Genomic DNA, 17,237 nt, shown 5'->3' with positions numbered 1-17,237 from the left:
GTTTAATAGAAAATGCTGAGGAATATATCCTCAGCATTTTCTCAAATCAAATTCAAATAATTCTACTATGAAATAAAAAATATTTTAATAACCATCATTCTGAATTAATGCTGATGCTTTTTGAATTTCTTGATTAGGAATTGGTAAATAATATTGCTTATCAAACCAAGGTCTAGTAACAACATTATACTCTGTGTGCGTTACCACTCCTGCAGCTCCTTTTTCCCACTTCAATCCTTTAATATCAAATCCTAAATTAGCAGGATTCATCCATCTTCTTTCATCCCAAAAGTTATGACCTTCAAAAGCTAATTCTATACGTCTTTCTCTTTTAATTGCTTCTTTAAGAGCATCTCCTCCTAAAGTTATTGCTGGTTGTAAAGCTCTTGTAGAAACTTTGTTTAAATAAATTTTAGCTTCTGCATCTTCTCCCATTTCTGCTTTTGCTTCTGCATAATTTAAATATACTTCTGCTAAACGATATAAAACATAAGGACGTCCAGCAGAAATATCTGTAGTTGTCGTTAATTCTTCATCTTGAAACTTTCTAATATTATATCCTGTTTTAGAAGAATGATTATCATTTCCAGAACTTCCAACACTAGAGCCGTTAGCAGAGTCTAACCCATCTGCCTGTGAAGCATCTGTTGCTAAAGCATAATCTACAGCTCTACCTCTAAACATAGCACCTTGATAATTTAAATCTGCATAATACCTCATCTCTCTATTTGCATTTGGAGTTGCAGCAACATAAGAAGCACCACTTGTAGTAGAACCGTCTGCCATATTAAACTCTAACGCAAAATTATGTGTTGGAGATGATAAACCCCAACCACCATAACCGCTTGGAGACTGTGTTTGGTCTGGTAACGAATTTACATCTAAACCAAAATCATATAAAGTTTCTCCATAAGGTCTTGCAAAAAGAATATCTTGGTTTGCTGATAAAAACAACTTTTGATACGCTGCTGCATTTGGAGTCGCAATTAAATCTCTTCCCCCTACTAAATCAATTATTACTTTTGCTGCATCTGCTGCATCTTTCCATTTTGTTGCTTTTGCATAGTCATATAACGGACCACTTGGTAACGTAGCAGGATCGTGTAATTTACTAGCTGCAAACAATAAAGTACGAGCCTTTACTGCTAATGCTGCTAATTTTGTAGCTCTACCAAATTCTGATGCAGGTCTTGTTTCTGGTAAAATAGCTGCAGCTTCATCTAATTCTTTTACTATAAAAGTAACACATTCTTCATAAGAATTTCTAGGAATATTAAATTCAGACCCTAATCCAAATGCAGTTTCAAAAATTGGTATACCACCAAACATCTTAATCATTTTAGAGTAGATATTAGCTCGTAAAAATTTCATTTCTGCTTTTAGACCATTAACCTTTTCTGGATTTACAGCCATCGCTTCACTATCATCAACATTATTTAAAAATTGATTGATTTCATTTACAAAAAGAAAATAGTCTCTCCATTTATTTCTAAAATCTCCTACGTTAAGAGAATTCCATCCATTACCACTTAAACCAAGTCTATTTAAATTCTTAAAATTAAACTTAGCTTCAAAAGAACCTGCTTCGATATTATATCTTCTTGCCCACCAAATACTTTTGTTTAACCCCCAACTCTCTGTACTGTTGTAGGCAGAATACACTACTCTTTCTAACTGCACTGGATCACTAAAGATTAAATCACTAGGGTAAGAATCTAAAGAGTCTGTATCTAAAACATCTTCACAACTCATCATAGAGAAAAAGCCGATCGCTGCAAATAAATATATTAATTTTATTTTTTTCATTGTATCTATTTTTTATGTTAAAAAGTAAAATTTAAACCGAAAGTATACATCTTTAAAGAAGGGTATGTTGCACCTCTAAAGTTATTGTATCCTGTTGCCTCTGGATCTAATCCTAATTTTTGAATTTCTGAAAACATAGTTAACAAGTTAAAACCTCTTGCAAAGATTTTAATATCTGCAAATTTTGTTTTCTCTTTTGTTAATGTATATCCTAATTCTATTTCTTTTAATCTTAAGAATGATGCATCATGTATCCAAATATCTGCTCCTTGAAAATTTTCTGGATTATCACTTTGATTACCACTAAACGTATCATTTAAACCAAAAGCTCTTGGATACCTTGCATTTCTGTTTTCTGGTGTCCATCTTTGATTAAACACATAATCTGGCTTTGCCCCGTCTTGATCGAAAAACACTAATGCTTCTGCTTTGGCTTGCCCTTGTAATAAGAAACTAAAGTTAAAGTTCTTGTAATTTAAACCACCTATAATACCATATTGTATTTGTGGCACGTTAGAAGTTTGTCTTCTAACACGATCATTCTCGTCTATTTTTAAATCTCCATTTGTATCTAAGTAAATTGGTTCTCCTTCTACAGTACCTGATAATTTTACTTCAGTAGCATCTACTTGCGCTTGGTCTTTAAAGATTCCCGCTGTTGGGTATACAATATAAGAACCAATAGGACTTCCTTCTAATCTTATTGCATCTGGTGTATTTGCTGGTTGCGGTAAGTAAACAATCTTATTTTTGGCTTGTGTTAAATTAAACCCTAAATTATATCCAACATTACCTATTTTATCTGCCCAACCTAAAGTAACCTCAACACCATAACTATCTACTCTACCTAAGTTTTCATCTGGTAATTGTACTCCTGTAAAATCTGGAACTTCACCACCATTGTCTACTAAGATATCTTTTCTATTCTGATAAAAATAATTTACCTCTCCAGTTAATCTATTATCAAACATTGCAAAAGTTACAGCAAAGTTTTTCATAATTGCAGTTTCCCAAGTTACATTTGGATTCGGCGCAACACCTGTTCTGTAACCATTATTTGTTATACCATTCTCTCCAAAAGCATAATAATTTGGTCTTGTATTGGTGTTGTTATTATTAAAATCTCCACCATAAGAATATTGAGATAAGAATTGAAATCCTGGTATTCTATCATTCCCCATTACAGCATAACTACTTCTTAAATTAAGAGAATTTAACCAAGAAACATTTTCTAAAAAACTTTCTTTTCCAATAGCCCAAGAACCACCAACACTATAAAAAGTACCAAATCTATTCTCTGAACTAAATCTACTAGAACCATCTCTACGTAATGTTAAATCTAAAAAGTATTTTTTATCATAATCATAAGACAAAGAACCTAAATAACTTAACGATGCTGCTTCACTTGCAGAACCATCCGTTAGTTGAGATTCTGGATCTCCTGCAAATAAATACGGAAGGTCTACAGAAGGTAGGTTTCTGCTTTGTGCATAAAAACTACTTGTTTGTGATGTTTGCTGCTCGTAACCAATAAAACCATTTATAGAATGTACATCATTAATAGTAGTACTATATCTTAAAGTGGCATTTAATAAGGTTTGATCAAACTTCCAAAAAGTATCTCTTAAAATATTTTCTTTACCATTTTGAGAAAAACCAACTTCTGGATTATAATCTCCACTGGTTTGATCTAGTCTATAAATTGTCCAAGGAGTATAAAAAGATTTTTGGTCGTAATTCATTTTTCTTAAACCAACATACCCATTAAAACTTAACCCTTTTGTTATTTTATCTAACTTCCAATCCATAGCAAAACGACTTCTTAAGTCAGTATCTTTTCGGTTTGTAAACCCAGATTCATTACTAGACATTACTAATGGGTTTGCACCATTTTCTCCACCCCAAGCAGGTAACCCGTTTGGATACACACCAACATCTGTTGGTCTATTTGTATAAATATGCTTGTAAATAAAACTTGCATCTACACCTGGTTGTTTATTTTCTGAAAATCTACCTGATATATCTGCACTTAACTTTATATCATCTGTTAATTTAACATCTAAGTTAGAACGCAATTGACTTTGGTTAAAATTTAAATCTCCAGAAGCAAACAGACCTTCTCTACTCATCATGTCTCCACTTACAAAGTATTTTACGTTTTCACTACCTCCTGAAATAGAAATAGAATTTCTAGTTTCTGGTGCATTTTTAGCAAACGTTAACGCTGCCCAATCTGTACTTGGGTAGTTAATAGGATCGGTACCTGAAGCATACTTATCTATATCTGACTGTGTAAATGGTAATGTAATTCCTTTTCTATCTGCAATTTCATTTTCATAAGTTGCATATTGCTCTGAAGACATTAAGTTTGGAAATGCTGAAAATGAAGAAATACTATAAGAAGTAGATACCTTTACTTTTGCTTTTCCAGATTTACCTCTTCTTGTAGTTACTATAATAACACCATTTGCTGCTCTATTACCATAAATAGCTGCTGCCCCATCTTTTAAGACACTTAAATTAGCTATATCTTGTGGTGCTAATTGATTAAATGTATCAATACCTGTTTGCACACCATCAATTAAAATTAAAGGCGCATTATTGTTTAGTGTAGACTGCCCTCTAATTAATAAAGACACATCTCCACTAGAACCAGGATAACCACCTCTATCTGAAACAATTAAACCAGTTACCCTACCAGAAAGAGATTTAGCAACTTCTCTATTAGAAGTGTTTTCTATTTCTTCTGCTTTTAATGTACTAACAGAACCTGTTAATTCTCCTCTTTTCTTAGAAGTATAACCAACAATAACAACCTCATCTAAACTTGCTACATCTGGTAACATTGTTACGTTTACTACTGCTTTACCACCGGCTAAAACTTCTTGCGTTTTATAACCTATATAAGAAAATATTAAAGTAGCATTTGCATCTTTTGCCGATAAAGAATAATTACCATCAAAATCTGTTACAGTACCTGTAGTACTTCCTTTTACCTGAACACTAACCCCAGGGATTGGTCCACTCTCATCTGAAACGGTTCCAGTAATATTTTGCTGAAAGCTAGCTTCATTAATATTGTTATCATCTACCTCTAATGAGCTTGCATTTGCAAACACTGGAAATGTGATTAAACAAATTGATAATAGTCCGATTACCCTATATTGTTTTATAAAGGATACGTACGAACTATTATCAAAAAATAGTTTTTTTCTCATAATTAATTGGTTTTTTGAATTATTATAAATTATGAATTTGATAAAAAATCAATTCATTATTCAAATTTCCAAAAAATAAACCACCTTATTTTTATGAATCTTACCTCTCATTAACACTAATTTACCTTAATTATATGTTAAATTAACCACATAAAAACTTGTTTTATTTTTACAACTACAAGTTGATGCAAGGTTTATTTACAAAAAAACTCGCAATAAATATTGCGAGTCGTTAGTTGAAAAAAAATCTCTTAATTATAATTTAATGATCTTTTTAATGAGAAGGTTTTCGTCTGTTTTAATTTTTATAATATAGATTCCGGACGATAAATTAGAAACATCTATTCTTGGGTTGTTTACGTTGGTCTCTTTTACTTTTTTAACCGACTTACCAGACGCTGTAAAAATCTCGACTTCTAATTCACTTAAAGTCCCGCTATAATTTACGTTAAAATAATCTCCAGAAGGGTTTGGAAAAATGCTTAATTTCTTAAAAATCTGGTCTGCAGTACTTAAAGTACCTGCTGTACCAATATTACCTGAAGTATTGCTAGATGTTTTATCAAAACTCCACAAGTTGTATTCTTTATCTTCAGAAAACGACCAATTATTAACGTTATTAATACTTGCTCTTAACTGCACTGGCGTACCCGATAAAGCACCTGTATAAACTCCGAAATCATGTTTTTCTCCTACAGTATTAGCATTTACTCCATTGGTTAAAGCAGTTGGTAATTCACAAGCAGAGTTTCCGCCTCCTTTACCCCATCCTAGAGCAGTATTTATTCCTGTTATCCATACAGCTGAATTTGCATCCGCTGGAAGCGCAAAAGGATCTACCTGAAAAATTAGAATACCTTCTCCATTTACAGAAAAATCGAAATCTCCATCACTTGCTTCCGCAACTTTCCCTGTATAATCATGAATAGTTGAACCTACAACCTCTTCTACATTATTTACTACATGTTTAACCAGCCCATCATCATCTAAAATAAAAATATCACCAGTACTAAAAGCAGCACCTGCAGCCCAAGTCCAAATATCATCTACACTATAATCTCCTGTAAATTCATTGGCAGTATTGCTCCAAGTTCTATTAGAAATAGATAGCTTGGTGGTTGCGCTAATGTCTTTTAAAAGCATAAATGCCAATTTCCCTTTACCATATTTCCAACCTACAATTGCAATATCTCCTGCAGTTAATGTTGTAGACGCAATAACATCAAAAATATTAATTTCTTCAGTTGCATTCTTTATACTACCAAAAGTTGTTGATGTTAATGTAATAATAACCGTTTCACTTATTTCTTCTATTCCATCTTCTGCAGCAGCAATAATTATTTGTGCAGAATTTGTTCCATTTAAAATAGTAGCTGTTCCTGATAATGATGTGTAGTCTGTTCCGTCAGTTGCAACGCCAGTTACAGTATAGGTAATGTCTATATTTTCGGTAGCATTCATTCCTTCTGGTAAACTTATGGTAAAAACACCATCAACACCTCCTTCTATAGCATCTGTAGTTTTAGCTATTGTAATTTCACTAAGCTCTCCTTTTAGTTTTAGTAATGAAGTTTCAAAAAGTCTGTCATAACCAGGTAAAGTACCATCATTCCAAAGAAAACTATGTACATGACCGTCTCCTACTCCGTCTCCATCTATGTCTTCATTATCATTATCATACCAAGCAGGTTTTACGTCTTTAAAATCAACCACTTTTGCAATTGCATTGTCTAAAATAGTTTGCACAATTTTATCTCCATTTGGCTCGCTATTTCTAACGTTTGTTTCTTCTCCCGGATCTGTAGAAATGTCAAATAAATTCCACTGACCACCATTTGCAGTTTTTACAATTTTCCATTTGTCATAAGCAATTCCACCATTATGGAACCCATTTTGTGGTCTCATCAACAATATACCATCATCTGGTCTTGCATCTTGTCCTGCAATTAATTTATCCATAAAATCTACCCCATCAATAGTTTTTTCTGCCGGCACTGTTGCACCTGCTAAACCAACTAACGTTGGATACAAATCTAAAGAGCTAATTTGATGATTATACGTAGCACCACCAGTAATTTTATTTGGCCAATGCACAAACATTGGTACTTTATGACCTCCTTCTTTAACACTTCCTTTTCCTGCATCTAATGGCCAGTTTACAGCACCTTTACTGTGTGTATAACCACCATTATCACTTAAAAATATAATAACCGTATTGTTAAATTTAGTCATGTCTTTTTTAAGTTCTGTAACAAGTTTCCCTATATTAGTATCCATGTTGGTTACCATTGTAGCATACGTAATACGAGCTTGCACAAACTTTTCTATCAATTCTGCTTTCTTAACAGGATCAGATTCCTTGTTTACAGGTGTAGATTCTGTAATGTATGGACTATTTCTAATTAAGCTTTCAAAATTAGGATTGTCTAATTTAAACTGAGCTTCTTCTGCGGCCGGAGCTTGTAAAGGAGTGTGTGGTGCATTGTAAGATAAATACATAAAATACGGTTCTGTAGAACCACTTACACTATTTTGATACTGAATTGCTTCATCTGTAAGCAAATCTGTTAAGTAATCTTCATTTTCAGCATCACTGAATTCACTTTCTGCAACATAACCTCTATCTCTCCAAATTGGATCTTGATATTCGTTTGTAACAGGATTGCTACCTCCTAATCTGTTATAAAAACCATCTTCATAAACACTTTCGAAGTAATTTTTTCCACCTCCTAAGAAACCAAAGAAATAATCAAAGCCTCTATCTAAAGGTTGATATGCTCCATCTTTAAACCCTAAATGCCATTTACCAAAAGCAGCTGTATTATAATTCGCAGTTTTAAGTACTGTAGAAAAATAAGTTTCATTAGTGGGCACGCCTAAAGTGGATGTAATATCATTAGGTAAATTATATTGTGCACCAATTCTGTGCGGCATCATACCTGTTAAGATGGCAACCCTACTTGGTCCACAAAATGGATGGGCAACGTGTGCATTTTTTAAGACAACTCCGTTATTTGCCAAAGCATCTATATTGGGTGTAGGAATCACACCTCTATCTTCAGGAAAACTTCCATCTCTGTTAAAACCTACATCTCCGTAGCCTAAATCATCCGCTAAAATTACAATGATGTTTGGCTTTGTGCCTTGCGTTTGGGCATAGTTACTCCCCGAAATTAGGACTGTAAAAAAGAATATATAATATTTAAAGTAATTGTTTTTCATAGTTTCAGTTTCTAATTAATAATGATTTTTTTAGTTTGTTTCGTATTTTCTGATGTAATTGATAAAAAGTAAATTCCCGATGATAGATTAGAAACACTTAACTTAGAATTAAGAACATTACTTTCCTTTACTTTTTTTACAGATTTCCCTAAGGCAGCAAAAATTTCTATTTCTAATTGCTGCTGTATTTCTCTAAAATTGATAGAAAGTTCATCATTTACAGGATTAGGAAAAATAGTAAATTGACCTTTAGATTGCGTTGATACAAGCAAAGTACCAGCAATACCAATATCTCCTGCAGTATCATTAATCCTTTTATTGAATGACCACAAATTGTAGGTTGTATCTTCAGAGAAAATCCAATTACTTGCATTATTAATACTTGCTCTTAATTGCGCAGGTGTGCCAGATAAAGCACCTTTATAAACGCCAAAATCGTGTTTCTCTCCAACACTATTTGCATTTATGCCGTTTGTTAAGGCAGATGGTAATTCGCTATAAGAATTCCCTCCACCAACTCCCCAACCTTGAGAAGTATTTATACCCGTTATCCACGCTGTCGAATTTCCGTTTGTTGGTAATGCAAAAGGATCTGCCTGAAAAATCAAGATTCCTTCTCCGTTTACCGAAATATCAAAATCGCCATCACTTGTTTGATCTACTTTTCCTGTATAATCATGAACAGTTGTACCTACGACAACTTCAGTATTACCAACAACTTGTTTAATTTGTCCATCTGAATCTAACATCAAAATATCTCCAGTTTTATACTCACTTCCTGCAGTCCATGTCCAAATATCATCAACCGTAAAATCTCCTATAAATCCATTAGAAGCATTGCTCCAAGACCTATTAGAAATTGATAATTTTGTTGTTGCACTAATATCTTTTAAAAGCATAAATGCAAGCTTTTCGCTTACAGATTTCCAACCTAATATTGCAATGTCTCCTGCCGTTAACGTTGTGGATGCAACAAAATCTGATATAGAAATACTCGCTACAGTTGTATCTACTGTTTTAGAACTAGAAGATTGTAAAGTAATGGTAACTGTTTCTAAATCTTCTTCAATTCCGTCTTCAACAGCGTCAATAATTATTTCAGATGAATTCGTTCCGCTAGCAATAGTAACTGTTCTTGGTATTGAAGTATAATCTGTTCCTTCCGTTGCACTTCCATCCACTAAATAGGTAACATTAATATCTTCTGTAGCAATCTCTCCATTCGGTAACGCCACTTTAAAACTTCCATCAGTAGTTCCTTCAATAGCATCAGTAGTGCCAATTATAGATATTTTACCTGTTTGTTTTTGCCAAACTCTAATATATTCTATTTGATATTCTGCTGGAGTCTGCAAATCTGAAGCATCTGGCAAACCTAACCAAGGAAAAGTTTCAGAATCAAACCAAATCCAAGAAGGAACATCTGTTACCCATCTATCTGGTTCTGCTCCGTTTTTTGTTAAAACAGATTTTAAAATTGTACCATCTGGATGTAAAACACCATCAATATAAACTTTTATATATTCTGCAGTCCACTCAAAACCATATACATGAAAATCGTCTGCAGTATTATTTGCTGCTTGTATATTTCTAGTATGCGTTGTACCTATTTTACCAAGTTCTTTTTGTTCTTTAAAAATTTCATTGCTTGGATCCCAACTGATAATGTTAAGCTTTAACCTTTTTTTCCAAGCATCATTGGTTTTATGACCTCCAAACATTTCAAACATGTCTAATTCCGCTGCACCACCTGGTTTTCCTGGTCCTGGACCTGTAGTCCAAAAAGCACTTGTTATTTCTGCATTTGCTGCTTTAGATTTAATTTCCATATATCCATATTGAAATTGTTTTTTACTAATTACCGCAGCAGTAGTTATTGGTTTAGACACTCCATTATACACACCTAATTGATTGCCACTATTATCTTTTGTAAATGGATAATCTGGCTCCCATTTTGTAAGAATTTTCAACTTTCCATCTTCTAAAATTGCATTATCTGTAGAAAACTGAGCAGGAACTCTACCTATAAAATTAGATTGATATTTTCCATTTCTACCCTGAATTAACCATTGATCTTCATTTATAGTAGCTGCTTCAAATTCGTCTGAAATATCAGTGTTTAAAATCCAATCTCCTGTATTTTGAGGATCAGAGAATGGCAATGTTTGTCCATTTATAGTAAAACCCCATAATGATATCATCATGAAAGCAACACTATATTTAAAAGTTGTCGGAAAATGCAGTTTTGTTAAATACATGTATATTTTAGTTTAACTCCAAAACTACATGATAAATTAGCATAGAATTAAGCTAATATTAACCACAAATGGTAGCTTATTATCATAAGCTACCATTTTGTGATTGATAAAAAATATACTCTTTATAAAATAAAGGAAAACTGTTATTGTACTTAAATAAAAAAGAAATAAGAGACTAGATATCTTCTCTAAACTTCTTTGGAGTAGAACCCATTATCTGTTTAAATTGTTTATTAAAATTAGTAATTGAATTAAAACCAACAATATAACAGATTTCTGAAACTGGTAAATTTTCTTGCACTAAGATTCTAGAAGCATTTCTAATACGAATTTCATTTAAAAACTGGGTAAATGATTTATTCGTCATTTTTTTAAAAAACCTACAAAATGAATTTGTTGTCATGCAAGCAACATTAGAAATATCGTCTAAACTAATACTAGAAGCATAGTTATCTGATATAAATTTTAAAACCGTATCTATACGCTCAGAACTTTCGGTGGTTGTTGTCTGCCTCATGTCTGAGGATGATAAAACTGTTTTATCTTTTTTATCAACCAAAGATAATTTATGTAAAATACTTAAAACTTTAATGTGTTTTTCTGTTGATGACAATCTTGGAAGTGACATAATATCGTTATGTAAAAACTTACTCACATTTTCTCCAAAAGACAAACCAAACTTACACTCTTCTAATATTTTTTTTACGTTGTAAAAATCTGGCATTTGAAGAATCTCGTTTCCTAAAAAATCGTCTGTAAATTTAGTTACAATAGTCTTTACTTCTTTAGTACTTTCTTCTTCGTAATAAGAAGGATCATTCCTCCACAAATGTGGTAAGTAAGAACCCACCAAAACTAAATCTCCTGCAAAAAAAGGAGCAACACTATCACCTACAAAACGAATTCCGTTACTTTTAGAAATATATAGTAATTCGAATTCTTTATGATAATGCCACGCAGCATCTAAACAAGGAACATCCCTAGTATAAATGTCTAGTTTTTTATTTACAGGGGTATCAGATTTTTTTAATACGAGTTTCATTGCTAACAAATATAATAAAATATTTTTTGAAATTGAATTCCTATTTTTAACTCACTACTTCAATAAACATTGATAAAAAAACAAAATAAACCTTTAATCTAATTTAAAAGTTTCATCAAACTTTGGCATATTATCTTTTTTCCATTCAACACCCGTTTTCACATTGTGCCACCAAAATGGTTGAATATGTAATTTACTCCAATCTTCTGCATCTTTTACTAAATCTTGTAAGATTTCTGGATGTTGATTTTTTACATCATTTTTCTCTTCAATATCATTTGTAATATTGAACAATTTCCATTTTTGATTGTATGCTTTTACAGCTTTCCAATCATTTTTTCGAACACCAACATCACTAAAACCATTTCTGTGACGCATCACAAAAATATTATCATCTTTATAAGAATCTTTATTCATTAAAAAATTATCCCAAATATTTTTACCGTCTAGTTTTTTTCCTGTAGGAATTTCTGCTTCTGCTAATTTTGCTAAAGTTGGATAAAAATCTAAAGCAGAAACGGGTGCATTAAACGTATTACCTGCTGGTACAACATTTGGCCAATTGAAAAACATGGGTACTCTATAACCACCTTCATACGCACTTCCTTTTCCTTCTTTTAAAGGAAAGTTTGTTGCTCCAGAAGTCGTTTTTCCTCCGTTATCACTTAAAAAGATAATTAAAGTATTTTCTAACTGATTAGAATCTTTTAATGATTGTAAAATTCTTTTAACTCCACGATCTACAGCATACACCATAGCAGCATAGGTTCTTCTTTTTTTATCTTTTATATGAGAAAACAACTTAAGATCTTCTTCTTTTGCTTCTAAAGGGGTATGAGGTGCATTATATGCAAGATATAAGAAAAAAGGATCTTCGGTTTTACCTGCATCTGTAATAAAACGAACTGCTTCTCTAGAGAAAGCATCTGTTAAATATTCTGTTTCTTTTATTTGTTTACCATTGTGTTCTAACGGATGCAAATAATCCCAAATTAATTTATTTCCATTAGCTTCTTGTTGTGCATACGCTTTTCTATATTGCTCTGGAAAATAATTATGTCCTCCTCCTAAAAAACCAAAGAAATCATCAAAACCTCTTACATTTGGATGAAATTCTGGATTAGAACCTAAATGCCATTTACCAATTGCACCAGTATTATAACCTGCTTCATCTAACACTTTACTAATAAAAGTTTCTTCTAAAGAGATTCCTTTCTTAATAGTTTCTCCACTATTTGGAGGTAGGTTAAACTGAGCTCCAATTTCATGTGGATATCTACCCGTCATTAATGCTGCTCTACTTGGTCCACAAAAAGGATGTGCTACATAAGCAGAAGTAAAAATAGTTCCGTTATTTGCCAAAGCATCTAAATTGGGTGTTGGTATGTCTTTAGACCCGTTAAAACCGACATCTGAATATCCCAAATCATCACATAAAATAAATAAAATATTTGGTCTTGCAGGAGTTTCAATGGTTGAAGTTGCTTTTGCTACTGTTTTAGAATTGCTCTTATCTTTAGTAGAAGTACAACTAATTGTAGCTAATAAAAAAAAGGCAGAAATAATAGTTACTATTTTTCTCATTTGATGGTATTATTAATAATAAAATTGATGCTGTAAACTAAGAAAAGGTTGCCTTCTATCATTAATTAGAAAGCAACCTTCTTTTTTGTTCTAAAAAAAGTTATTTAACCTCTTTTAATTCTTCTCTCATTCTCTTAAAAAACGGAGCCAATTCTTTGTAATTTTTTCCTGTTAACTTAATAACACCATTGTTAAATGTTTTACTTGCTTCACCGTTTTTAGCTTTCTTTTCTTCTTTGGTAATTGTACCTGCTTTTGCCTCTTTTTGAGACTCTCCATAAGCTATAACCATAGCAGTTCTTAATTCTGTAAGCTCTTTTTGTTGTGCTTCGTTTAAATTATATTCTTTAGCAGCAGCTTCTACAAAGTATTTATTTTGTCTTTCTTGAAATTTATTTTGTCCATAGGTAGCAGAAAATGATACTACTAATAATAATGTTAAAATGATTTTTTTCATGATATTTAATTTTAAGGTTAATGGTTAATTACTGCTATTTTTTATTATTTTTTTTGCCAAATCCTTACATACTCAATTTCGAAGTCTACAACTCCGTCCTCTTTTTCTCCCTCTGGACTATTTAATTCTAAGTCTTCTTTACTATCTGGAACTCCGTGCCAAGGAAACGTTTCTTGATCTAACCAAATAGAAATGGCTCCGTCCATAACCCAACCGTTAGGATAGCCTTTTTCTTTAGCATACGCATCTACTTGTTCTTTTGTTGCGCCGGTTTTATAAACACCATCTACATATAACTTAAGTCCGTTTTCATTCCATTCAATTCCATATACATGAAAATCGTCTGCCACTCTAAAACCATAATCTAAATGCTCTGTATACACACTTTTACCTTTCCCTTCTTTAGACCAATCGTGTATAGACCACCAAAGCTCTCTGTCTTTTCCATTTGCTTCTTTAACAGGTTGTCTATGATCTCCAAATTGTTCAAAAATATCTAATTCAGTTTTATTTCCTATCGCCCAAAAAGCACTTGTAATTTCTGCATCTGCAGCTTTACTTTTTATTTCCATATAGCCATATTTAAAAAATTTACGACCAATAAAACAAGCTGTTGTTAAGTTTTCGAATTTAGCAACTTCACCTTCTTTTTTACCCCAAGGTTTTTGCACATCATCAGAAAAAGGAAAATCTGGCTCCCAACGCGTTTCTAAAATTAGTTTGCCATCTTCTAAACGGTAATTTCTTCCTGAAAATTGAGATGGAGCACGTCCTTTCCAAACTTTTTTGTTTGGGTTATCTGGGTGTTTGTAAAAAGGTTTTCCGCCTTTAAACTTCCCAACTATATACCATTTATCCTCGTCTATTGTATCATCTTCAAACTCATCGGAAGCATCCGTATTTAAAACCCAATTACCTGTATTTTCTGGATCTGAAAATGGTAAAACTTTAGTATCTGATTTAACAGAGGTATCTTTTGTAACATTCTTTTGATTACCACAAGCTAGCAGTAAAAGAGGGATACTAAGGAATAATATTCTTTTTATAATCATTTTATTCTTTTTTAAAAATTAAGCTTTAAAACTTAATCTTACAAAGAAAAATAAAATTAATGTACACCCTTTATTTAAAATTACCCTCTTATGATTATAATTTATCCGTTAATTAAAGTTTAGTTAACCTTTAAGTGATGAATTAAAAAAATAAAACAAAAAAGGCACCCTTTAAATTATAAAGAACACCTTTTCCGTTTTTTGTAAATTGACTTAAAAAGAATACTTTCCTTAAAAGCTATAATTGTTAGATTTTAAATCTTTTGCTTCCGCAGAAATAGTTCCGTTTAAAGAATTCCCTACTCTTATTAATGCAGTTCCAATACCTGCTTCTGCTTTAATAACATCCGGATTCATAATTTCTAAATCACCTGTTAAAGTAACGTTTATCTCTTCTGAATAATCTGTGTTAATTGTTCCGTTTTCATCTACAGCAGCAATGTAGCAAAACACCACATCGTTAACTCCTGCTTGTGGTTGCTTTCCGCTTTCATCAATCCAAATTTTTAATTTAGTTGGTTTTTTAGCAGTTCTAACACTATCTTCAGATACTTTTTTTCCGTTGATAAAACCTACCGCTTTTAAAGTTCCCGCTTCAAAAGAAGGTACTTTAAATGTAAATGGAGGATGATTTAATTTGTCTGTATTTTTATTCTGATCTGGTTTTTGAGTCGCAATTAATTTATCATTCAAAAACAATTGAACCTCATCTGCATTAGCAAACACTCTTACATCTAAAGGCGATTTTTCATTCCAAAAAGTAGCCAACTTTAAGATATTTGCCTCGTCTGAATCTCTCTGACTTTGATAAAAATAATATCCGAATTTTGGCAATCTAAAAAGATCCATTACTCCAGAGTATTCAATATCTGGATGATATCCTCTGTTATAATCATACATTACCCAATAACTATCTGAAAATGCTACCGTGTGTAAATTATCATTATGCGATTCTTGTAAATTGAAAGCCATGTTTAACAATCTTTCCTCTCCATTAGCTCTAGATTGACGACTGCTTAGTTCTGCTCTCATAGAGTTTGGTAAATTATCTTGATTTAAACCTGCATTTTTAGAATGATATTCCCAATCTCCATACTCAGAAACAGAATATGGTTGTCCCTCTTTTAAAGGGTGTGGATGTAAAATTCTATGTTGGCGTGCTTGAAAATAAATATCATATACATCATCCATCCATCCACAAGAATACACATTCTCTCCAGGATATTCTGCATGCGTAATTCTATTTAATTCTGTCATAAAAGGAACTGTCATTTCTTTCGTTTCATTTAAAGAAACTTCCCAAGCCAAAACAGAAGGTCTGTTTCTATCTCTTCTAATTAATTCTGATGCAGATCTGTAGCAATACTCTCTAAAAGCATCGGTATCATTATAATATTGCCATCCCATAATTGCATCTACCACTACAATACCCAACTCGTCACAAGCATCTAAAAAAGCTGGAGATTGCGGGTAATGTGATAATCTGATATAATCGAATCCACCATCTTTAATCTTTTTAGCATCTCTATATTGTGCATTATCAGACAAAGCATATCCTATAAACGGATAATCTTGATGACGATTTACACCTCTTAAAAATGTTTTTACACCATTAATTTCTAATTGATTTTCTTTATCAAACGTAAAAACTCTAATTCCGAAATTTGTTACTTCTGCATCAATTTCATTCTCATCAATAAAAATCTTCGTTTCTAACTGATATAAATTAGGATCTTTAGGCGACCATAATTTTGCATCATTTAAAGTGAATAATTCTTTGATTTCTATATCACTTACTGCTGCTATTTTTTTGGTTGATGATTGTTCTTTTACCAAACTTCCATCATAAAAAATACTTTGAACAATTTTAACTTCTTTTTCTTCTTTTTCTTCGTTGATCACATGCGTTTTTACAGCAACTTCAGAAACAGCTTTAGAAACTTTCGGATAGGTAATAAAAATTCCACCCCCAGCAACTTTATTCGCCAAAACAGGATCTGAAATATATACTTTGTCAGAAAAATGCAACCAAGCATTTCTATACAAACCACCATACATATTAAAATCTAACCTTTTTAATGGTTTTGGTCCTGTAATATCGTTGTCTGTATTGTCTAATCTTACAGCAATTATGTTAGCATCTCCTTTTTCTACATAGTTTGTAATATCTACTTTTACAGGTAAATAACCTCCATGATGTTCTGAAACTAAAGTTCCGTTTATCCAAATTTTAGAAAAATTCATAGCTGCTTCCAATTCTAAAAACACTTTCTTTTTAGATGGATTTACAGGAACATTAAAACTTTTTCTGTACCATGCAATTCCTTGCCATTGGTCATTTACAACTTGTGGTTCTATGTTTGTGGTGTGTGGTAAGCTTACCGACTCCCAAGAAGTTGCATCGAAATTTGGTTGACTAAAAGAAGCATCTGAATCTGTGGTTTTAGCTAATTTGGTAAACTGCCAACCTTTATTAAAATTAACTTTTGCTTCATAATTAGCTTCTTCTTTACAAGAAGTTAAACTGATGGCAATGATCAGTAAAAATGAATATTTTAATGTGTTTATAAAATTGATCTTCATAGGTTTTGTTTTAAT

The 17,237-nt window shown here is 32.2% G+C and carries 9 protein-coding genes; all 9 read right to left on the bottom strand.

All coding sequences use genetic code 11. From position 1 onward, the window contains the following. Nucleotides 1-84: 84 nt before the first annotated feature. A complete protein-coding gene (locus tag KV700_RS15960) occupies nt 85-1,806 on the bottom strand; it encodes a RagB/SusD family nutrient uptake outer membrane protein (RefSeq protein ID WP_218598489.1) in 1,722 nt (573 codons plus the stop codon). A 17-nt stretch (nt 1,807-1,823) separates the two neighbouring features. Continuing rightward, nucleotides 1,824-5,024 carry a TonB-dependent receptor gene (locus KV700_RS15955; RefSeq protein WP_218598488.1) on the bottom strand — a complete coding sequence of 1,067 codons (3,201 nt, stop codon included), beginning with the start codon at nt 5,022-5,024 and terminating at the stop codon, nt 1,824-1,826. A 255-nt stretch (nt 5,025-5,279) separates the two neighbouring features. Further along, a complete protein-coding gene (locus tag KV700_RS15950) occupies nt 5,280-8,246 on the bottom strand; it encodes a sulfatase-like hydrolase/transferase (RefSeq protein WP_218598487.1) in 2,967 nt (988 codons plus the stop codon). An 11-nt stretch (nt 8,247-8,257) separates the two neighbouring features. Continuing rightward, nucleotides 8,258-10,450, bottom strand: a complete 2,193-nt coding sequence (locus tag KV700_RS15945; RefSeq protein WP_218598486.1) for a T9SS type A sorting domain-containing protein — start codon at nt 10,448-10,450, stop codon at nt 8,258-8,260. A gap of 229 nt (nt 10,451-10,679) precedes the next feature. Continuing rightward, on the bottom strand, nt 10,680-11,546 hold the full coding sequence (locus KV700_RS15940; RefSeq protein WP_218598485.1) for an AraC family transcriptional regulator: 867 nt from the start codon (nt 11,544-11,546) through the stop codon (nt 10,680-10,682). A gap of 93 nt (nt 11,547-11,639) precedes the next feature. Continuing rightward, nucleotides 11,640-13,130, bottom strand: coding sequence for a sulfatase-like hydrolase/transferase (locus KV700_RS15935; protein ID WP_218598484.1), 1,491 nt, complete (start codon nt 13,128-13,130; stop codon nt 11,640-11,642). A gap of 100 nt (nt 13,131-13,230) precedes the next feature. Continuing rightward, nucleotides 13,231-13,587, bottom strand: coding sequence for a hypothetical protein (locus tag KV700_RS15930; RefSeq protein WP_218598483.1), 357 nt, complete (start codon nt 13,585-13,587; stop codon nt 13,231-13,233). A gap of 44 nt (nt 13,588-13,631) precedes the next feature. After that, nucleotides 13,632-14,639 carry a family 16 glycosylhydrolase gene (locus KV700_RS15925; RefSeq protein ID WP_218598482.1) on the bottom strand — a complete coding sequence of 336 codons (1,008 nt, stop codon included), beginning with the start codon at nt 14,637-14,639 and terminating at the stop codon, nt 13,632-13,634. Nucleotides 14,640-14,870: 231 nt separating this feature from the next. After that, nucleotides 14,871-17,222, bottom strand: coding sequence for a glycoside hydrolase family 2 TIM barrel-domain containing protein (locus KV700_RS15920; RefSeq protein ID WP_218598481.1), 2,352 nt, complete (start codon nt 17,220-17,222; stop codon nt 14,871-14,873). Between the last annotated feature and the right edge of the window lie 15 nt (nt 17,223-17,237).

The sequence above is a fragment of the Polaribacter sp. NJDZ03 genome, from assembly GCF_019263805.1.
In the GTDB taxonomy this organism is placed as follows: domain Bacteria; phylum Bacteroidota; class Bacteroidia; order Flavobacteriales; family Flavobacteriaceae; genus Polaribacter.
This window is presented reverse-complemented; position numbering and strand designations above follow the sequence as displayed.